Source organism: Enterobacter sp. PL_is514 (genome assembly GCF_055816715.1).
Genome location: NZ_JBVPGN010000027.1, coordinates 190,982 through 208,522 on the forward strand (window position 1 = coordinate 190,982; position 17,541 = coordinate 208,522).

The 17,541-nt window shown below is 54.5% G+C and carries 26 protein-coding genes; 20 read left to right on the forward strand and 6 right to left on the reverse strand.

Going from position 1 to position 17,541, the window contains the following annotated elements; all coding sequences use genetic code 11:
- The first annotated feature begins 137 nt into the window (after positions 1-137).
- Positions 138-902, forward strand: coding sequence for a siderophore-interacting protein (locus tag AC0TNG_RS04990; protein ID WP_473712451.1), 765 nt, complete (start codon positions 138-140; stop codon positions 900-902).
- Here the strand turns inward: AC0TNG_RS04990 and AC0TNG_RS04995 are convergent, their stop codons facing one another.
- The 6 genes from AC0TNG_RS04995 to AC0TNG_RS05020 form a co-directional block, all read right to left on the reverse strand.
- Positions 903-2,072, reverse strand: a complete 1,170-nt coding sequence (locus tag AC0TNG_RS04995) for a DNA repair protein (protein WP_473712450.1) — start codon at positions 2,070-2,072, stop codon at positions 903-905.
- 205 nt (positions 2,073-2,277) lie between these two features.
- Entirely contained in the window at positions 2,278-2,712 is a 435-nt protein-coding gene (locus tag AC0TNG_RS05000; protein ID WP_061716449.1) for a hypothetical protein, read from the reverse strand.
- Between the two features lie 211 nt (positions 2,713-2,923).
- Entirely contained in the window at positions 2,924-3,286 is a 363-nt protein-coding gene (locus AC0TNG_RS05005) for a hypothetical protein (RefSeq protein ID WP_231103412.1), read from the reverse strand.
- 101 nt (positions 3,287-3,387) lie between these two features.
- Positions 3,388-3,750, reverse strand: a complete 363-nt coding sequence (locus tag AC0TNG_RS05010) for a tlde1 domain-containing protein (RefSeq protein WP_071994439.1) — start codon at positions 3,748-3,750, stop codon at positions 3,388-3,390.
- Positions 3,751-3,762: 12 nt separating this feature from the next.
- A complete protein-coding gene (gene tssD, locus AC0TNG_RS05015; RefSeq protein ID WP_473712449.1) occupies positions 3,763-4,254 on the reverse strand; it encodes a type VI secretion system tube protein TssD in 492 nt (163 codons plus the stop codon).
- A 271-nt stretch (positions 4,255-4,525) separates the two neighbouring features.
- Complete coding sequence (locus tag AC0TNG_RS05020; protein ID WP_473712448.1) at positions 4,526-5,101, reverse strand: phage repressor protein CI; 576 nt, start codon at positions 5,099-5,101, stop codon at positions 4,526-4,528.
- Positions 5,102-5,328: 227 nt separating this feature from the next.
- On the opposite strand from AC0TNG_RS05020, the gene AC0TNG_RS05025 reads away from it, so the two are divergent.
- From AC0TNG_RS05025 to AC0TNG_RS05115, 19 genes are all read left to right on the forward strand, one after another.
- Positions 5,329-5,667: a DUF5347 domain-containing protein gene (locus AC0TNG_RS05025; RefSeq protein WP_024906434.1), complete on the forward strand. Its 339-nt coding sequence runs from the start codon at positions 5,329-5,331 to the stop codon at positions 5,665-5,667.
- 67 nt (positions 5,668-5,734) lie between these two features.
- Positions 5,735-5,962, forward strand: coding sequence for a DUF2732 family protein (locus AC0TNG_RS05030; protein WP_148768958.1), 228 nt, complete (start codon positions 5,735-5,737; stop codon positions 5,960-5,962).
- Positions 5,962-6,183 (forward strand): TraR/DksA family transcriptional regulator, encoded by a 222-nt coding sequence (locus tag AC0TNG_RS05035; RefSeq protein ID WP_032650300.1) that lies wholly within the window; start codon positions 5,962-5,964, stop codon positions 6,181-6,183. The genes AC0TNG_RS05030 and AC0TNG_RS05035 overlap by 1 nt, the downstream gene beginning before the upstream one ends.
- A gap of 1 nt (position 6,184) precedes the next feature.
- Entirely contained in the window at positions 6,185-8,374 is a 2,190-nt protein-coding gene (locus tag AC0TNG_RS05040) for a replication endonuclease (RefSeq protein ID WP_024906436.1), read from the forward strand.
- 109 nt (positions 8,375-8,483) lie between these two features.
- Positions 8,484-8,924, forward strand: a complete 441-nt coding sequence (locus tag AC0TNG_RS05045) for a DinI-like family protein (protein WP_024906437.1) — start codon at positions 8,484-8,486, stop codon at positions 8,922-8,924.
- Between the two features lie 178 nt (positions 8,925-9,102).
- Positions 9,103-9,306 (forward strand): tail protein X, encoded by a 204-nt coding sequence (locus AC0TNG_RS05050; RefSeq protein ID WP_104950066.1) that lies wholly within the window; start codon positions 9,103-9,105, stop codon positions 9,304-9,306.
- Positions 9,297-9,518 (forward strand): phage holin family protein, encoded by a 222-nt coding sequence (locus AC0TNG_RS05055; protein WP_023309247.1) that lies wholly within the window; start codon positions 9,297-9,299, stop codon positions 9,516-9,518. Before AC0TNG_RS05050 ends, AC0TNG_RS05055 begins: the two co-directional genes overlap by 10 nt.
- A complete protein-coding gene (locus tag AC0TNG_RS05060; protein WP_024906439.1) occupies positions 9,502-10,011 on the forward strand; it encodes a lysozyme in 510 nt (169 codons plus the stop codon). Before AC0TNG_RS05055 ends, AC0TNG_RS05060 begins: the two co-directional genes overlap by 17 nt.
- On the forward strand, positions 10,008-10,433 hold the full coding sequence (gene lysB, locus AC0TNG_RS05065) for an Rz-like lysis system protein LysB (protein WP_063622459.1): 426 nt from the start codon (positions 10,008-10,010) through the stop codon (positions 10,431-10,433). Before AC0TNG_RS05060 ends, lysB begins: the two co-directional genes overlap by 4 nt.
- Positions 10,321-10,566 carry an Rz1-like lysis system protein LysC gene (lysC, locus tag AC0TNG_RS05070; protein WP_229226321.1) on the forward strand — a complete coding sequence of 82 codons (246 nt, stop codon included), beginning with the start codon at positions 10,321-10,323 and terminating at the stop codon, positions 10,564-10,566. The genes lysB and lysC overlap by 113 nt, the downstream gene beginning before the upstream one ends.
- Positions 10,529-10,996: a phage tail protein gene (locus tag AC0TNG_RS05075; protein ID WP_032645068.1), complete on the forward strand. Its 468-nt coding sequence runs from the start codon at positions 10,529-10,531 to the stop codon at positions 10,994-10,996. Before lysC ends, AC0TNG_RS05075 begins: the two co-directional genes overlap by 38 nt.
- 112 nt (positions 10,997-11,108) lie before the next feature.
- Positions 11,109-11,750 carry a phage baseplate assembly protein V gene (locus AC0TNG_RS05080; protein ID WP_032645069.1) on the forward strand — a complete coding sequence of 214 codons (642 nt, stop codon included), beginning with the start codon at positions 11,109-11,111 and terminating at the stop codon, positions 11,748-11,750.
- Positions 11,747-12,097 (forward strand): GPW/gp25 family protein, encoded by a 351-nt coding sequence (locus tag AC0TNG_RS05085; protein WP_157189747.1) that lies wholly within the window; start codon positions 11,747-11,749, stop codon positions 12,095-12,097. The genes AC0TNG_RS05080 and AC0TNG_RS05085 overlap by 4 nt, the downstream gene beginning before the upstream one ends.
- Before the next feature lie 5 nt (positions 12,098-12,102).
- Positions 12,103-13,011, forward strand: a complete 909-nt coding sequence (locus AC0TNG_RS05090) for a baseplate assembly protein (protein ID WP_024906443.1) — start codon at positions 12,103-12,105, stop codon at positions 13,009-13,011.
- A complete protein-coding gene (locus AC0TNG_RS05095; protein ID WP_024906444.1) occupies positions 13,004-13,534 on the forward strand; it encodes a phage tail protein I in 531 nt (176 codons plus the stop codon). Before AC0TNG_RS05090 ends, AC0TNG_RS05095 begins: the two co-directional genes overlap by 8 nt.
- An 11-nt stretch (positions 13,535-13,545) precedes the next feature.
- The gene (locus tag AC0TNG_RS05100; protein WP_473712447.1) at positions 13,546-15,039 is read left to right on the forward strand and encodes a phage tail protein; all 1,494 of its coding nucleotides are present in this window, start codon (positions 13,546-13,548) and stop codon (positions 15,037-15,039) included.
- Positions 15,039-15,647, forward strand: coding sequence for a tail fiber assembly protein (locus tag AC0TNG_RS05105; protein ID WP_370884308.1), 609 nt, complete (start codon positions 15,039-15,041; stop codon positions 15,645-15,647). Before AC0TNG_RS05100 ends, AC0TNG_RS05105 begins: the two co-directional genes overlap by 1 nt.
- 153 nt (positions 15,648-15,800) lie before the next feature.
- The gene (locus AC0TNG_RS05110) at positions 15,801-16,988 is read left to right on the forward strand and encodes a phage tail sheath protein (RefSeq protein ID WP_090418752.1); all 1,188 of its coding nucleotides are present in this window, start codon (positions 15,801-15,803) and stop codon (positions 16,986-16,988) included.
- Between the two features lie 11 nt (positions 16,989-16,999).
- A complete protein-coding gene (locus tag AC0TNG_RS05115; RefSeq protein ID WP_023309235.1) occupies positions 17,000-17,518 on the forward strand; it encodes a phage major tail tube protein in 519 nt (172 codons plus the stop codon).
- Positions 17,519-17,541: the final 23 nt, after the last annotated feature.

Consider the following 17,541-nt stretch of genomic DNA (forward strand, 5'->3'; position numbering starts at 1 on the left):
TTTAATTGATATATCTAAACTATATCTAAGATATATTCAGATGCAATCTAAAAGATCTTGCATTTTTCATTATTAGTAATCATTATCATTTGAAAATTGATTTAGATATATCGTATTCACCAGAAAAGGGTCTAAAAATGGCATCTACTCGTTATCCACAGCGTGTTCGTAATGACCTGCGTTTTCGCGAGCTGACGGTGCTCCGCGTTGAGCGCGCCAGCGCGGGTTTCCAGCGCATTGTTTTAGGCGGTGAGGCGCTGGAGGGCTTTAGCTCCCGCGGTTTCGACGACCATACCAAAGTCTTTTTCCCGGCACCCGGGACGACGTTTACGCCGCCGGTGGTCACCGATGAAGGCATCGACTGGGGTGACGGCGTGCGTCCACAGGCGCGCGACTATACGCCGCTCTACGATGAGGCCCGTCATGAGCTGGCGTTGGATTTCTTCATTCATGACGGCGGCATAGCCAGCGGATGGGCGATACAGGCGAAGGTAGGCGATAAGCTGACCATCGGCGGCCCGCGCGGTTCGCTGGTGGTGCCGGAGGATTACGCCTGGCAGCTGTACGTGTGCGACGAGTCCGGCATGCCCGCGCTGCGTCGACGCTTAGAGAGCATTGCGCAACTGCCGGTTCGCCCGGATGTGCAGGCGGTCGTGACGGTTGGGGATGAATCGTATAAGGACTATCTGGCGCACCTGAGCGCGTTCAACATCACCTGGGTGGTGGGCCACAGCGAGCAGGCAGTCGCGGACCATCTGGCGACGCTGACCGTTCCGGGGGACGATTACTTTATCTGGCTGACCGGGGAAGGGAAGGTGGTGAAAAGCCTGAGCCGTCAGTTTGAAGCCGACGCCATTGACCCGCAGCTGGTGCGTGCCAGCGCATACTGGCACGCCAAATAATCAGGCTGCCGAATCCAGCTGCGCTTCGCTCACCTGATGTTCGAGCGAGGCGCGGACCTCGTGCAGCGCTTTCTCCTGCTGAGCGAAGTACGCTTCCATATTATTGAGCGACGAGACCAGCAGCCAGGACTCCTCTTTCTCCAGTTCCGCCAGCTCGTTCACTAAAATGTCGATCTGCTCGCGGACCTGCGCCATTTTTTTGCGGATACGTTCCAGATCGTTCAGCCTGTCGCTGGCCATCAATGGCTCGAAGCCCTGTTGCAGACGGGCCACCAGCGAGCGAATGGCTTTCACATCGCCGCGCTGCTTCGCCTGGTTAAGCTGCACCATCATGCTGTTGGCTTCTTCTTTCAGATCGTCCGCCACCAGATCCGGGTGGCAGAGCTTGCTCGCCTGCCGCCAGAGACGCTTGAGTTCGTTCTGGTCTTCTTCCGAAAGATGCTTACCTTTGCGCAGCCGCACTTCGGCATCATGATGCTGCTCGCGATACTTGTCGTACTCTTCGTTCGCCTCGTCGCGCGCCTGACGCGCAGGCTCCTCTTCGCGCGTTAAGCCGCTCTCCAGCTCCAGCGCTTCGGCCAGCAGGTTGGCAATCAGATTGCTTTGCTGTTCCAGATGCTTACGCGCCTCAGCGGCCTGTACGGAATCGGCCGGGAGATCGCGCCAGCGCTGGGTGAGCGTCGCCAGCACCTCTACCGCCTGCGCCATATAGTGCTGGCAGCGACGGTAATCTTCCTCGCGACGACGCGCTTCCGCCTGCTGACGACGCAGGTTTAGCTCCGCCAGGGTTTTACGCAGGGCGAGGATCTGCTGCATCAGCGGCCCAAGGCGGGAAAAATAGAGATCGTTAAACTCATCAAGCTGCTGCACGCGGGCGTTGCGGCGGTCAATCAGATCGCGCAGACGCTCTTCCAGCGCCTTCAGTTCCAGCTTGCTGGCGGCCACCTGCGGGTCGCGCCACGGGGTGACGGCGCGCTGGCCCTGCAGCCAGGCGGTAATGGCCGCCATGGCCGCGGTGTAGTTCTTCTCCTCAAGCGCCACGACGATTGCCTGTAGCTCATCGTCAAACGCTTCATTTTTCAGGCGTGTCAGCTGGCTCTGGATGATGTCGTCATCTTCCAGTTCAATGGCATTTTTAATGATTTCTAGCCGTTTGATCGGTGTGCTCATGATGCCTTTCGCTTTGGCGCTTAAGTATTTGAGTTAAGGTTAGTTGTTGTAAAAGCTACAGGAAATAATACACACGGATGATGATCGGCGCGATGGGGGATTTCTTTAGTTTTGCAGTTTGTGAGGTGGGGAAGTGAGCAGGAGCCTGTAAGGTGGAGGGTGAGGATAGCTCCGTTTCCTGCTCTACCTGTGAAACCATTCTTGGCTATGGGCTTTGCAATTCCTTCAACGCGCCTTGTGCGGCATTCTCAATCTGATTGCAGAACGCTTTACCGCCTTCGGGACAGCTATCCGTGGCGTTTCTCACGACTTTATCGAGTTCGCGATCGTTCGTGGTCGTATCGATGTGATTAATCATCCATGACTCAAAAGCGCGATCGTTTACAGATAGCTGCATGAGTTGATGGGAGGTTTTCCAGTTGTCGGCTAACAGCCCGACAATAGTCGCTGATATCCCTTCTGCGATATATCCCTCATCACACTGTCTGTAATTTTTGTAAAAAGAATGGATGCCTTGCCAGTCCTGAATGGCAGAGGCTGCGTTATCTGCCTTGTCCATTTCTTCAACAGAAGTACAGTCATTTGCATAAGCCACGTGCGATATCACTAACATAATCAAAAACAGCTGCATCGTTTTCATATCAAGTTCATTCCCGGTGGGATATAGATATTTTCAAATTTCTGCGTCGCACTCATAGCCGAGCAGCCGCTGTTATTTGATACGGTGATGGTTGAAAGGGAGGATTTAGCCATGTGCTCTTTTATTTTTGGATAAACTGGAGTGATATGTAGTTTATTATTTAATGGTTCAAAGATTAAGCGCTCAGAAGAGCGCTTGTTATAATATGATGCTAACGTTTTGAGTCCTTATCCTTTTCTTGCTTAACCTCATTGATTACATCGAGCATATTGCTTAAGCATTCTCTTGCTGGGGAGCCCGCTTTCTCCAATGCTGGTTTAGCCTTTGCTAAATAGGTTTCAACCTCCGCATTAGTGCTGTGTATCATCATCGGTATGCTACATATCAAAGTGGTTCCAAACCGTTGCTGTAAAGGGTCTGGGTTCAACTCAAATTGATTGGTGACATTCAGCACTAATTCTGGGGCGCGGATAAGCGCCATGCTGATGGCGGTCGCCAACTGTTCAGCATGCTCGTCATCCAGATTATCACCAGTGCTTTTAATCTTCGCTGGTAATGCCTGAATAGCTGCCATGTCAGCGCTGGACACCAGCTTAATATAGGTTATCCAGTCACTCTCTGACGCTATACAGGAAGCCGTAAGAATGCAGGTAATTAGAGAAAACACGTACTTTTTCAACGAACTACCTCAAGCGTACGATCTGACGAAAGAATTATTTTAGAGCGAATGTGAGGTCCCATGATAATGCAGCCCTCTGATGCAAAACCAGGAATGGCTGGTGCCTTTTTCTCACCATGGATGCGAAACAGCGATCGCCCATAGCTCTCACCAGAGGTTTGTTTGAGGTTAATTGTCATTGGCCCCCTTGAGGATGTATGGCCTCCTATGCGATACGTTCCGCGTGGTAATGGTCCCATCCCCTTAACGTGCTGACGGTCTGGATTATTTTTGTTTGTCAGGTTTCCGGAATACCCTGTGCCAATAAGTTTACCTTTATGCCACAGTTCACCGGTACTTTGGTAGTAGGTCCATGCCATGAGCTATTCCCCTTATGCCGCGCTGCGTTCTTTCCAGCTATCGGAATGGACAATGTTACCGTCCAGATATTTCCATGTTATTTTTTCATATGTCATTTCTATGGCTTCCATATGATCATAATGTGTGAAGTCGGGATCCTTCACATCTTCCATATAAGGCACAATGCAGGTAATACGTGCATTTCCCATAAAAATATTAAAATATTCTTCTTCCTGCCCTGCGTGGTTGATTCGATAAATTTTTAGCTCAGCAGATTTAAGAACGCTCCCCGTACTAACGATCTGATAAAGGTAAGGACTTGAGACGTCTTGCGCTTTTGTAAAAACAAAGGGAGAATGTTGGCGTGTGGCTGTTATTTTTCCGGAGTAATCATCTGTAGGTATCTCTACGCCGTGTGACAGTCCGGTTATTTCAATGCTACCTTCGCGTCTATGTACATCAACGCTACCTTTTAACTGTTTCCCTTCTTCGCTGTAAAGCCAGAGATAAACTGGTATAGCCATTCTGGTTAACTCCATTTATTTAATTAATTTCTCTGACCTTACTCCTTCATGATTTTTCTGTTTGTAATATTTCGTGTCACTACAGTTACATGCATTCATTGGTTGAATGAAGTAATAAAAAATATAATTTAAAAACATATATTTTTTTATGAGTGTTATAAGCCTGATTAAACAAGAACAGAGAAGCGAATTATACGGACATATAATTCGCTTCTCTGTATCGGTTTATCTTGCGGCAGATCCACAGCCACGAGGGGGGGATGAAACATCCTCAGCTTACTTCGCTATAGATCCCCACCACACGCCCTACCGTTTTAATCTCGTCGATACCGCACTCAAACGGAACCTTGCCGCCCGCCACGTGAAGTTTTTTACCCGGCAGCAGCGTCAGGTCGCGGATGCTGGCGGTGCCTTCAATCTCAACCAGCCACAGGCCGTCGGTTAACGATGCGTCTTTTTCGATAAAGTGCAGCTTCCCCTCCGCCCGGACGGCGATGCCGCGCGCCAGCGGTTTGCTAAAGAAAGCAGAGTCGATACTCAAAATGGAATTTTCTTCCAGTCTCCCGTCACTGAGTGTGAATGTCGAAACTGAAACGGGATCGCCCGGGGCGGGGTTTCCTGCAAACTGCGCCCCTTGGCCGGTCATCAGCCAGCGAAGGCTGGCGCCGGTGTCCAGCGCGCACTGAACCGCAAAGTCGTAAGAGACGGTACCGCGCGCGTAGCGGTTCTGAAGCGAGCTGGCGGCGATATTAAAGTGCCGGGCCAGCTGGATTTTCTGCGTGAAACCATATACCTGACAGATTCTATCGAGTAACTCTTCATTATTCACTTGAGAATCTAAGATCAAAATATATTCCTTTGGGTGTTTACTAATACTCAATTGGGTATTAATATCATTGCAAATTCGGGCAATCAGCGGCAGACGTTGGCAAACAGAGGCTAATGATTGCAGACAGTATCAAAATGGGAATCATGCAGCATGGCTTCTGAAATCGCAATCATCAAACGGTGGAAAAAACCGTGCTGTACCCGTTTTCAGCACATTAGCGTGCGTGAATTTATGCGAGGGGTGATATGGCGATAGAAGCTGCCCGTGCAAGGGTTCCACTTAGCGTGGGAGCGCGTCTTAACGGGCTTAACCACGTCGCTGAACTGCGCGCCCGATACGGGAGCGATAGCGGAAAAGAGCTGGCGCGGTTTATGGCCGAGCTGCGCGATAAGCGCGACCCCTGTTTTGAGGAGAACTGCAGGGCACTGGCCGCCCTTTTTTTCCTGGCGAGATTGCCCGTCGCCCGGCATGAGTGCGATATCAGCGAGCTGACGACCGAAGAGAAACGGGCGCTGATTAACGCCATGAACCATTTTCGTGCTGTTGTGAGTTTATTTCCTGAACGGCTGACCATGCCGATATAACCCAACCCAAAACTAATGGCGTAAACCCGCCGGGCATCCTTTTGCCTGAATTTAAGGAGAACGCGTGATGCGAAACAGTGAAAACCGCCCTTATCCGATCGGAAGTGAAGAACTGAAACGCCTGCTGGCAGAGGCAAAAACGGAGGAACGATGCGCGCGAGCCCTCGCTGTCTCCCTGCGCCTGGAGGCGCTGGCGAGCCATATCTACAAAACCAGTATGAGCGGAGAGGACGTTGCCGAACTGCTGTGCCACGAAGCGGCTCGCTACGAGCGTGAATCCCAGGAGCTGCACTGATGGCCGATTTTATCGATCTTGCCCAGGCGCGCGAGCAGGAAGACAGAGAGCGCCACATTAATCGTGCCCGCAGACGACCCGCATCGCCTTCGCGTTTCCTCTGTGAGGACTGCGAGGCGCCGATACCGGAGGCGCGCCGAATAGCTGTGCCTGGCGTAGCCCTGTGCGTCACCTGTCAGGAGATCGCAGAGATGAAAAATAAACACGTCCGGGGAGGATGAGTTGGCGACGTCATTTGCTTATCCGTGGAATGCCCCACGGTCGGCCATTGCCAGCCCTTATCTCACCCATGCCCAACAGCAGCGCCGCGATCGCTTCTTCGCGGCGCTGAAGCAGGCAAGAATGGCTCTTTCACAGCAGCCTGACTGCGTGCGTTTTGAGGTCTGGCGCGCGTTTGACGCCCTCGAACAGCATCGTGGCAGCCCGCAGGCTAACGCCTTTTTGATCCGCTTCTGCAAAAGAATGTTACCTCGCCTGCGGCGGGTCTCTGAACGCTATGCCTGCGCAGGTTTGCATGAAGCAGTCTCCCGAACCGTGTTTGACGGCCATTTCGATACCCTGCTTCTGCAGTACCTTGCCTCGCGAATGGTCGAACTGGTTGCCCGCTATAACCGTCTGCCGGATATGTCCCGCGCGGACATCGACCTGCTGGCCGCCGATATCGCCAGCTTTATTCGCGGCGAGCTGGCGAATATTAACGATGCTGAGATGGGCGAATACCAGACGCTGTACGTCTGGTATCAGCGCGCCGGACTGATCGCCCGCCAGTTCAACGTGTCGCCTCCGCACTGGGAACGGGTGTCGAAGACATGTTTCGACAAAGATGACGTTGCCGCGGCGGTGATACGCATGTTTTCCGAGGCGTGGTGGCGCGGGCGTCTGCGTCGGGTCGCGGCGGCCTGGCGCGAGCATTTGCAGATTGCCCTCGGCAACGTCAGCAAACGGAGAACGGCGTATGCGAGCAAACGCTGCGTGACCGAGTGGCGCGAGCAGAAGCGCCGCACCCGCGAATTTCTCAAGGGCATGGAGCTGGAAGATGAAGAGGGCAACCGCATTAGCCTGATTGAAAAATTCGATAGCTCGGTGGCCAACCCGGCGATACGACGCTGTGAACTGATGACCCGTATCCGCGGATTTGAAAATATCTGTGAGGCGCTGGGCTATGTGGGCGAGTTCTATACCTTAACCGCACCCGCGCAGTATCACGCGACGCTGAAATCAGGCTACCCCAACGCGAAGTGGAACGGGGCCAGTCCGGCGGATACGCAAGGCTACCTCACCCGACTGTGGGCGCGCATCCGCGCAAAGCTCCACCGTGATGGGATCCGTATTTTTGGTATCCGCGTTGCGGAACCCCATCACGACGGTACGCCCCACTGGCACATGCTGATGTTTATGCTGCCGGAAGATGTCGAATGCGTTCGTCGGATTATCGGAGACTACGCGCGGCAGGAGGATGCCGTTGAGCTGCAGAGCGAAAGCGCCAGACAGGCGCGCTTTCACGCGGACGCGATCGATCCGCAGAAAGGCAGCGCCACCGGCTATATTGCCAAATACATCTCAAAGAATATCGACGGCTATGCGCTCGATGGCGAGACCGATAGCGAAAGCGGTGGGCTGCTGAAGGAGACGGCGTCCGCCGTGTCGGCCTGGGCGGGGCGCTGGCACATTCGCCAGTTTCAGTTTATTGGCGGCGCGCCGGTAACGGTCTACCGCGAGCTGCGGCGTCTGGCGGATCCCGAGGCCGCGAGCGGTCTGAGCGTTGAGTTTGCTGCCGTCCATGAGGCTGCCGACGCCGGCGACTGGGCGGGATACGTTACTGCACAGGGCGGCCCGTTTGTGCGTCGCGATGATTTACAGGTGCGCACCCTGTATGAGCCGGGTGCCGGGTTTAACCAGTACGGCGAGGAAACGGTCCGCATCCGCGGCGTGTACGATTCTGCCGTTGGCGCGGGCAGCCCAATTATAACCCGACTCACGCAGTGGAAAATTGTGCCGAAGCGGGCCGCGGAACTTAAGGACGCACCTGTATCCTCTCGGAGTTCTGTCAATAACTGTACGCAGACCGATCTTTCTCAACCCCTCAGCAGGCGTGCGAGGCGGGCGTTAACCGAACGCATCAAATTCATCCGCCCTGGCGCGTCGTCGCCCATCGTCTTCGCGAGCGACCCGCAGAACGGGGTTCCGGAGAAGGTGATCGATGAGATACGGCTCGCCACCAGAATCGCCATCAGCCGTGGAGAGGCCCTGCATCTTATGGCTGGCGGCGTTAGCCGCTTTAACGACAAATGGTGCAGAGGCGCAGCTGACGGATCGCTCTTTCCGGCAGCGCGTTCTTATCAGCACAAGGCGCGGAAAATCCTTGAACGTATTGGCTATTTAACGGATCTCTTTGCTCAGAGAGCCCGCTAATCTCCATCCATATCATGTACATACCGTGAAGGGTTCTGATTTTTCGCTTCACTCTTTTTATGAATACGTGCTACTGTATGTTTATACAGTATCTCGTGGTGGAGGTTGTGTGGACAGAGAGTTGAACGAGCAGGTCATGATTGAACGCGTCGAGATGATTGCGCGACTGACGACAGAAGGAACATGTCAGGAAAGAGATCGTGAGATTGCCCTGAATTTGATTGCTGAGATTGCGCGGGGAAATTTAATCAAGAACAACGCATTTACCGTTGTTTTCTCAGCATCGCCTGTTCCGGAACGAATCAAAAAAGAGGGTAACGTTCGGGTGAACATTACGCTCGATAAAGATCAGCAGATTGGCCATGCCGTCGTTGAAGCCTTTCAGTGCGAACTGACCCGCAGAATACGATCCCTGTTTCCGTCATCGCGGGTGAGCGTGAAAATAGGATCGGTGACGGGAGTCGAGCTCCAGGGGCTTGAAGGAGAGGCCGATCGCGAAATGCTGGATAATATTCTCCGGGAAGTCTGGGAAGACGAGAGCTGGCGTTAGCCCAGCGTCATAGCCCGAACGTACCCCCTCATTCAGATTTTGCGCATTCGTCGACCCACGCTTCGCTGCTTGTGGACGGTCTGTTGTGTCCGAGATTGCCCATCCGTCAGCGATAGCGAAAAGACCGCCGGCCCGGGAAACTCTACAGTACCTCGTAACCGGATGTTGGGAGCGTCTGATGAAGATCTATGCAATGCAGGGGGACACGCTTGATGCCGTTTGCGCCCGCTATTATGGGCGCACGGCTGGCGTCGTAGAAGCCGTTCTGAAGGCCAATCCTGGCCTCGCGGAGTCAGGCGTTATTTTGCCTCACGGCACGTCGGTAGAGATGCCGGAGGTGAATAGCGCCCCCACCAAAGAATCCGTAAACCTATGGGACTGAGCCTGGAGAAAATCACCACGGTTATCGCCTACTGGCTGGCCGTGGCGCTGGCCTGGTTCGGGGCGATGTCTCCTGAAAAGGTTGCGCTGTACGTGGGGAGCCTTTGCGCCATTTTTACCGCGCTGACGAATTACTGGTTTAAGCGCAAAACCTGGCGCTACCTCCAGTCTCTGGGCCTCGATAAGAAGAGCATTCGTGAACTCAATCATTAAGCGTTGCAGCGTCGCCGGCGTGCTGGCCCTGGCGGTGCTGATGCCTGACTTTCGATTACTGAAAACCTCCCCGGAGGGGCTGGCGCTGATTGCCGATCTCGAAGGATGTCGCCTCTCGCCCTACCGGTGCAGCGCTGGCGTATGGACGTCAGGCATTGGGCACACGGCAAATGTCGTGCCGACGCGGGACATTACCGAGCGTGAGGCCGCGGTAAATCTGGTCGCTGATGTGCTCAACGTTGAGCGTCGTCTGGCGGCGTGCGCGCCGGTGGAGATGCCGCCGCGTGTCTACGACGCGCTGGTGAGTTTTTCCTTTAACGTCGGCGCAGGCGCTGCCTGCCGTTCGACTCTGGTCTCCTTTATCAAACGTAAACAGTGGTCACAGGCGTGCGGGCAGCTTACCCGCTGGGTGTACGTCAACGGCGTCAAAAATACCGGGCTGGAAAATCGTCGCGTCCGCGAGAAGGCCTGGTGCATGAAGGGGCTGCCATGAGAGTCCTCATGCTGATGCTGGCCGGACTGCTGGCGATCGCGCTGTGGCTTCGTCATGACAACCAGACCCTGTCCCGTTCTTTAGCCACGGCCAACCGTGTCGCCAGCGAACAAAAAAATGCCCTCGCCACGCTTAACCATCAGCTGTCCCAGTCGCAACGGATGGCCAGAGCAAACGAAAACGCCCAGGTCAGGCTCCGTGAAGAGCTTGTCGCTGCGGGCGAGGAGAGGGCAAGACGGGAAGCGACTATCGGGAGATTACTCAATGAAAATGAAGCGTTACGCCGCTGGTATACCGCTCAGCTGCCTGATGCTGTCCGCAGGTTGCACACCCGCACCGCCTGCGCCTCCGCAGCCCATTGTTTACAACGCCTGCCCGAAGGTGAGCCGCTGCCCGATGCCGGGAAGCGAACCCGCCACTAACGGCGATCTCAGCGCCGATATTCGCAGGCTTGAGTACGCCCTTATCGCCTGCGCGCTGCAGGTTGAAACCATAAAAGACTGTCAGGATAAACTCGATGCACAAACTCAAGAGCCTGCGTCAGGCATTAATTGACGCGATCCCCCAGCTGAATGCCAACCCGGAGCGCCTGCAGATGTCGGTCGGAAGCGGCAATATTGACGCCCGACTGGCCTCCTCTCTCTCCTTTGAAAAGCGGTATGCGCTGAACGGGAAGGTTAGCGGTTTCACGGGCGACAGCGAGGGATTTTTTGTCCCGGTGCTGGCCTGGCTGCGGGAAAACCAGCCGGACATTTTTACCCTCGATGAAGGACGCAAAAACGGATACACCTTCACGCTCGTCTTAAACGATGACGATACGATGGATATCACCATCAGCGTGCAATTGACCGAGCGCATTCTTGTCACTCAGGAGCAGGGCGCTCTGCACGCGACCTATTCCCCGGAGCCGCCGCTGCCGGAGCCCGTCACGCGTCCGAAGGCGTTGTACATCAACGGTGAGCTGGTCAGCCAGTGGGAGGACTAAGCTCCCCACGCTGAAGGCCGCCAGCCGACTGCTGTCTGGACCGCTTGTTGTATCATCCCGCAGAAAACCCCGTCTCGTTGCTGCCGTTCCTCCTGAACGGCATTCTCTTCTCATGAATACATTAACTTCCATGAACGGTATCGCTCGCGCGATCCGCAACCTGATTCGTATCGGTGTTGTGACCGACGTTGACCTCAACAGAGGGCTTTGTCGTGTCCAGACCGGCGGGATGAAAACCACCTGGCTGAACTGGCTAACCTGTCGTGCGGGACGTTCGCGCGTGTGGTGGGCCCCTTCCGAGGGAGAGCAGGTGCTGCTGCTGGCCATCGGCGGTGAGCTGGATACCGCCTTTGTTCTGCCCGGCATTTTCTCGGACGACCATCCGGCACCGTCCGGGTCACCTGACGCGTTCCACGTCTCGTTTCCGGACGGCGCGGTGATCGAGTACGAACCCGGGCGCGGGGCGCTGACGGTTGCAGGCATTAAAACGGCCGATATTACCGCCTCTGAATCGCTGACCGCCACAGTGCCAGAGGTGAGGGTGACATCAACGTCCCGCATCACGTTGGATACGCCTGAAGTGGTGTGTACCAACAGGTTAATTACCGCCTCGCTGGAAGTGCAGAAAGGCGGTGTGATGGCCGGAAATATTGAGCATTCCGGCGGTAAATTCACCTCCAACGGGGTGCAGGTGGACAACCACGCGCACGGCAGTGTGCAAAGCGGCGGAAGCTGGACTAAGGGGACACAATGACGGTGCGTTACAGGGGGATGAACAGGCAGACCGGGCTGAGCATTTCAGAGGCTGAACACATTCGGCAAAGCGTGCGCGACATCCTGGTCACGCCGATTGGTTCGCGGGTCATGCGGCGGGATTACGGCTCGCTGCTGGCGGCGATGATAGACAGGCCGCAGAGCCCGGCGCTGCGCCTGCAGATCATGGCCGGCTGTTATTCCGCCATCCAGAAATGGGAGCCGCGGATAAGCCTGACGGCCATCACTTTCGAACGTTCGGAGAACGACGGGACGTTGTATGTCGATATCACCGGCACGCGCCCGACCTCCGGACAATCCTTTTCTATCACCATTTCACTGAGTTAAACGCTATGGCTATTGTTGATCTGAGCCAGCTCGCCGCACCTGATGTCGTGGAGGAGGTGGATTATGAAACGCTGTTGGCAGAACGAAAGGCCACCTTTGTGTCGCTCTATCCGGAAGAGGAGCGAGAGGCGATTGCACGGACGCTGACCCTGGAGTCAGAGCCGATTGTGAAGCTGCTGCAGGAGAACGCCTACCGGGAAGTTATCTGGCGCCAGCGGGTTAACGAGGCTGCACGGGCGGTCATGTTGGCCTACGCGGCGGGCAGCGATCTGGACCAGATTGGGGCAAACGCTAACCTTGCGCGTCTGACTATTACCCCTGCCGACGACACCACGTTACCGCCCACTCCGGCTGTGATGGAGTCCGATACCGACTTTCGTCTGCGCATCCAGCAGGCTCCGGAAGGGCTGAGCGTGGCCGGTTCGACGGGCGCGTATCAGTTCCATGGCCGCAGTGCAGATGGACGGGTGGCGGACATTTCCGTCATTAGCCCACAGCCGGCAAACGTCACGGTTTCCGTGCTCTCCCGGGAGAATAACGGCATAGCGTCTGAGGAACTGCTCGCCATTGTTCGCAATGCGCTGAACGATGAGGATGTCAGGCCCGTCGCCGACCGGGTGACCGTCCAGTCGGCCAACATTGTCGACTACAGCATTGAAGCATCGCTTTTCCTTTTTCCCGGCCCCGAAAGTGAACCGGTACTCAATGCGGCAAGAGCCCGGTTACAGGCCTACATCACGGCTCAGCATCGGCTGGGACGCGATATCCGCAAGTCCGCCATTTACGCGGCCCTTCATGTGGAAGGGGTGCAGCGGGTGGAACTGACCGCACCCGCGGCTGACATCGTGCTTGATGAAACGCAGGCCTCATGGTGCAGCCACTACAGCGTAATCGTGGGGGGAAACGATGAGTAATACACGCCTGTTACCGGTTGGCTCATCGGCGCTTGAGGTCGCTGCGGCGCGCGCCTGCGCGGACATCGAAAATACGCCGGTTCCGCTGCGCCATCTCTGGAATGCGGATACCTGTCCGGCGAATTTGCTGCCCTGGCTGGCGTGGGCGTTTTCCGTTGACCGCTGGGATGAGAACTGGCCGGAGGCCACCAAGCGGGAGGTGATCCGCGCCGCGTGGTTTATTCATGCCCACAAGGGAACGATAGGCGCTGTACGTCGCGTGGTGGAGCCGCTTGGCTATCTGATTAACGTTACCGAGTGGTGGCAAACCAACGATCCGCCCGGCACCTTCCGCCTTGATATCGGCGTACTGGACACGGGCATCACTGAGGAAATGTATTACGAAATGGAGAGGCTTATTGCCGATGCAAAGCCTGCCAGCCGCCACCTTATTGGCCTGAATATCATCCAGGACATTCCCGGTTATCTCTATACCGGTGCCCTGAGCTATGACGGCGACATCATCACGGTTTATCCCGGATAAGTGAGAGCACAATGACAGTGAAATATAAAACGGTTATCACCAAAGCCGGTGCCGAAAAACTGGCTGCCGCGACCGTCCCGAACGGGAAGAAAGTCAATTTTACGGCGATGGCGGTCGGCGACGGTGGCGGTGCACTGCCGACGCCCGATGCCGGGCAGACAACACTGGTTAATGAAGTCTGGCGCCATGGGCTAAATAAAATCAGCCAGGACAACAAGAATCAAAATTATGTGATCGCTGAGCTGCTCATCCCACCTGAAACCGGCGGTTTCTGGATGCGCGAAATGGGGCTTTATGATGACACGGGTACACTGATCGCTGTCGGGAACATGGCAGAAAGTTATAAGCCGTTGTTGGATGAGGGATCTGGGCGTGCGCAGACCGTGAGAATGGTGATCATGGTTAGTGATATCGTCTCGGTCGAACTTTCGATAGATACATCCACGGTAATAGCGACCCAGGAGTATGTAGACGAAAAGATCGAAGAGCATGAGCAGTCCCGCAGGCATCCTGATGCAACGCTAACGGTAAAAGGATTTACTCAGCTCAGTAGCGCGACCGATAGTCTGTCTGAGACGCTTGCCGCAACACCGAAATCGGTTAAGGCCGCCTATGACCTTGCCAGTGGGAAGTATACGGCTCAGGATGCGACCACAGGACAGAAAGGGATTGTTCAGCTCAGTAGCACCACTGACAGCGCGTCTGAGACACTGGCAGCGACGCCGAAAGCAGTCAAGGCGGCGAATGACAATGCGAATGGCCGCGTGCCGTCAGCAAGGAAGATTAACGGGCGGGCTCTGACGAATGATATCAATATTACCTCTCAGGATATTGGCGCAGTATCGTCGAATGGAGGGAATTATAATTCAATATTCAGGTTTGGTAGCGTCGGAACTGTGCCTACTGAAAGAAATACTGCGTCGCTTGTCAGTGCCCAAGGAGGTGCTGGCAGTATTATCTCTGGAGTTGCTTTCGAATGGTACGATAATGCGATGGTTCTCGGCCTTGTAAGAGGTGACAGCACTAACACGCTGGGGTTCGCTATGTGGTTGGGCAGTAAGAACCTTTTCAATATTGATCCTACCGGGAATGCAGGTCTTGCAGGTAACTTAGTTTCTAATGGTAGTATTTATGCAAATTACGTACAAACATCCGGAGATTTGCGTTCTGAACGCAATATCAGCAGTAAGGGGTTAATAGAGGCCGGTGGGGGATTATACGATACTCCCGGTGTGCGAGTGTATTCACCTAATAACCAACCGCCAAAGCAGGATTTGAGTCCTTATGCAACTACAGCATGGACTATAGCAAATTTCCTGCAAGGAGGGCTCCGGCTTGCATCGGCGGGAGTCGCTACAAACGGGAATAATGATAATGAGTTTGCATATGCACCTAACGGGACGGTGGTCACTGCTGTGCAGCAAAAAACGAATTACACAGCGGTACAATATCGCTCCCTTCAATATAACATCGGTGGAAACTGGTACACAGCGTGGGTGGCTTAATGACAATGCAATCAGGTGTATTCGAAAAATATAATCCGTTAGACAAATGGGGAGAGTATACTGCTGCGAAAGTGGCTAAACTTTCACAGGAGGAACTTGAGCTATATTATATTGCGAAATCTCCAGTTATGAATGTTATTTTTCTGAAAGATGAGAATGGCAATGACTGGTATCAGTGGCTAAAGAGACTTTCAAAAGAAACGCTTAAGATATCTTTTAATCCAGAATCAAAAGAAATTATTCACTTCTCTTACGATGCTAGCGCTATTTTTCCTATTAATCAGATTGTCGTGGAAGTTGAACCAGACAATGTGCCTGATGAATTTACTAATGCTGGAAATAATGCGCTAGGTGGCGCATTTATTTTTGATGATGGGAAGATAACCCTTGCTCCAGTGGAGCATCGGGCAGAAGCACAACGCAAAAAACTGGAATTGTTAAAACAGGCAAATAATGCGATTGCCATGCTTCAGGATGCGATTGAGCTGGATATGGCGACCGAGGAAGAAGCTGCGAAATTGCAGAAGTGGAAACAATTCCGTGTGTTATTGAACCGCGTTGACGTGAGTAAACCGGACTGGCCTCCATTACCAGATACAGAGATATGAGTCAGCAAGATCGTGCCATTGCCTGACTAAACCCAAACCCTCCATCCGGAGGGTTTTCGTTTGTTGTGTAATCCTTTCCCCAACCCCAATACGTCGCATCAATCACGCACTCCACAGACAATAGCCTCACCACTAAACGAAGGAGTTAACCGGATGGGCGACTATCACCACGGCGTGGAAGTTATCGAAATCAACGATGGCACCCGCACCATTTCCACCGTCTCGACGGCAATCATCGGTATGGTCTGTACGGCCAGCGATGCTGACGACAAGACATTTCCTTTAAACGAGCCCGTGCTCATTACCAACGTGCAAAATGCGATTGCGAAAGCCGGCAAGGCGGGGACGCTGTCCGCTTCTCTGCAGGCGATCGCCGACCAGTGTAAACCGGTTGTCGTTGTTGTTCGCGTGGCTGAAGGCACCGCTGAAACACCGGAAGAGGCGCGCAAGCAGACCGTTTCCAACATCATCGGTACCACCGACGAAAACGGCAAATACACCGGCCTGAAGGCGCTTCTGACCGCGAAAACAGTGACCGGCGTTAAGCCACGTATTCTCGGCGTCCCGGGGCTCGATTCTCAGGAAGTGGCGACCGCACTGGCCGCGATGTGCCAGAGCCTGCGCGCATTCGGCTATGTCAGCGCATGGGGATGTAAAACCATCTCTGACGCGATCAACTACCGCAAAAACTTCAGCCAGCGCGAGCTGATGGTTATCCATCCTGATTTTCTGGCATGGGATACCACCACGAACGCAACGACGACGGCCTGGGCGACCGCCCGCGCGCTTGGCCTGCGCGCCAAAATCGACCAGACAATCGGCTGGCATAAAACCCTGTCAAACGTTGGCGTCAACGGCGTTACGGGCGTAAGCGCCTCTGTCTCCTGGGATCTGCAGGAACAGGCTACCGATGCGAACCTGCTTAACCAGGCGGGCGTCACCACGCTGATTCGCAACGACGGCTTCAAATTCTGGGGTAACCGTACCTGCTCAGACGATCCGTTATTCGTCTTTGAAAACTACACCCGTACCGCGCAGGTGCTGGCCGATACCATGGCGGAAGCGCACGCGTGGGCGATGGATAAACCCATCACGCCAACGCTTATTCGCGACATCGTTTCCGGTATTAATGCCAAGTTCCGCGAGCTGAAAACCAACGGCTATATCGTCGACGGCTCCTGCTGGTATGACCCTGAGTCTAACGATGCATCAACCCTGAAAGCGGGGAAACTGTATATCGATTACGACTACACCCCTGTCCCGCCGCTGGAAAATCTGACCCTGCGCCAGCGCATCACCGATACCTATCTGGCAGACCTGTCAGATTCGGTTAATAGCTAAGGAGCTGCAGCATGGCGTTACCACGCAAACTTAAATACCTGAATATGTTCAACGATGGCCTGAGCTATATGGGCGTTGTTGAGTCTGTGACCCTACCGAAGCTTACCCGCAAGCTGGAGAAGTATCGCGGCGGCGGTATGCCGGGCTCGGTCTCTGTCGACCTCGGTCTGGACGATGATGCCCTGGCGCTGGAGTGGACCGTTGGCGGTCTGCCGGACGCCGCGCTGTGGGCGCAGTATGCCTCTCCGGGCGCGGACAGCGTGCCGCTGCGCTTTACCGGCTCTTATCAGCGCGATGATACCGGCGAAATCTCCGCCGTCGAAATCGTCATGCGCGGCCGTCATAAAGAGTTCGATGGCGGTGAAAACAAGCAGGGCGAGAGCGGCACCACCAAGATGTCCACCGAGTGCGCGTACTACCAGCTGACCATTGATGGCAAAGAGATCATCGAGATCGACATCATCAACATGGTGCTGAAAGTCGACGGCGTCGATCGTCTGGCAGAACACCGTAAGGCCATCGGCCTGTAACCCTTTAACCGGCCGGGATTACC

What these genes read in the sequence shown, in the direction of transcription:
- AC0TNG_RS05115 (WP_023309235.1), top strand. Translation starts at nt 17,000, where the DNA reads ATGGCGTTACCACGCAAACTTAAATACCTGAATATGTTCAACGATGGC.
- lysB (WP_063622459.1), top strand. Translation starts at nt 10,008, where the DNA reads ATGAGAGTCCTCATGCTGATGCTGGCCGGACTGCTGGCGATCGCGCTG.
- AC0TNG_RS05030 (WP_148768958.1), top strand. Translation starts at nt 5,735, where the DNA reads ATGCGAAACAGTGAAAACCGCCCTTATCCGATCGGAAGTGAAGAACTG.
- AC0TNG_RS05000 (WP_061716449.1), bottom strand. Translation starts at nt 2,712, where the DNA reads ATGAAAACGATGCAGCTGTTTTTGATTATGTTAGTGATATCGCACGTG.
- AC0TNG_RS05075 (WP_032645068.1), top strand. Translation starts at nt 10,529, where the DNA reads ATGCACAAACTCAAGAGCCTGCGTCAGGCATTAATTGACGCGATCCCC.
- AC0TNG_RS05025 (WP_024906434.1), top strand. Translation starts at nt 5,329, where the DNA reads ATGGCGATAGAAGCTGCCCGTGCAAGGGTTCCACTTAGCGTGGGAGCG.
- AC0TNG_RS05100 (WP_473712447.1), top strand. Translation starts at nt 13,546, where the DNA reads ATGACAGTGAAATATAAAACGGTTATCACCAAAGCCGGTGCCGAAAAA.
- AC0TNG_RS05105 (WP_370884308.1), top strand. Translation starts at nt 15,039, where the DNA reads ATGACAATGCAATCAGGTGTATTCGAAAAATATAATCCGTTAGACAAA.
- AC0TNG_RS05005 (WP_231103412.1), bottom strand. Translation starts at nt 3,286, where the DNA reads ATGGCAGCTATTCAGGCATTACCAGCGAAGATTAAAAGCACTGGTGAT.
- AC0TNG_RS05080 (WP_032645069.1), top strand. Translation starts at nt 11,109, where the DNA reads ATGAATACATTAACTTCCATGAACGGTATCGCTCGCGCGATCCGCAAC.
- AC0TNG_RS05090 (WP_024906443.1), top strand. Translation starts at nt 12,103, where the DNA reads ATGGCTATTGTTGATCTGAGCCAGCTCGCCGCACCTGATGTCGTGGAG.
- AC0TNG_RS05050 (WP_104950066.1), top strand. Translation starts at nt 9,103, where the DNA reads ATGAAGATCTATGCAATGCAGGGGGACACGCTTGATGCCGTTTGCGCC.
- tssD (WP_473712449.1), bottom strand. Translation starts at nt 4,254, where the DNA reads ATGGCTATACCAGTTTATCTCTGGCTTTACAGCGAAGAAGGGAAACAG.
- AC0TNG_RS05095 (WP_024906444.1), top strand. Translation starts at nt 13,004, where the DNA reads ATGAGTAATACACGCCTGTTACCGGTTGGCTCATCGGCGCTTGAGGTC.
- AC0TNG_RS04990 (WP_473712451.1), top strand. Translation starts at nt 138, where the DNA reads ATGGCATCTACTCGTTATCCACAGCGTGTTCGTAATGACCTGCGTTTT.
- AC0TNG_RS05085 (WP_157189747.1), top strand. Translation starts at nt 11,747, where the DNA reads ATGACGGTGCGTTACAGGGGGATGAACAGGCAGACCGGGCTGAGCATT.
- AC0TNG_RS05110 (WP_090418752.1), top strand. Translation starts at nt 15,801, where the DNA reads ATGGGCGACTATCACCACGGCGTGGAAGTTATCGAAATCAACGATGGC.
- lysC (WP_229226321.1), top strand. Translation starts at nt 10,321, where the DNA reads ATGCTGTCCGCAGGTTGCACACCCGCACCGCCTGCGCCTCCGCAGCCC.
- AC0TNG_RS04995 (WP_473712450.1), bottom strand. Translation starts at nt 2,072, where the DNA reads ATGAGCACACCGATCAAACGGCTAGAAATCATTAAAAATGCCATTGAA.
- AC0TNG_RS05055 (WP_023309247.1), top strand. Translation starts at nt 9,297, where the DNA reads ATGGGACTGAGCCTGGAGAAAATCACCACGGTTATCGCCTACTGGCTG.
- AC0TNG_RS05035 (WP_032650300.1), top strand. Translation starts at nt 5,962, where the DNA reads ATGGCCGATTTTATCGATCTTGCCCAGGCGCGCGAGCAGGAAGACAGA.
- AC0TNG_RS05010 (WP_071994439.1), bottom strand. Translation starts at nt 3,750, where the DNA reads ATGGCATGGACCTACTACCAAAGTACCGGTGAACTGTGGCATAAAGGT.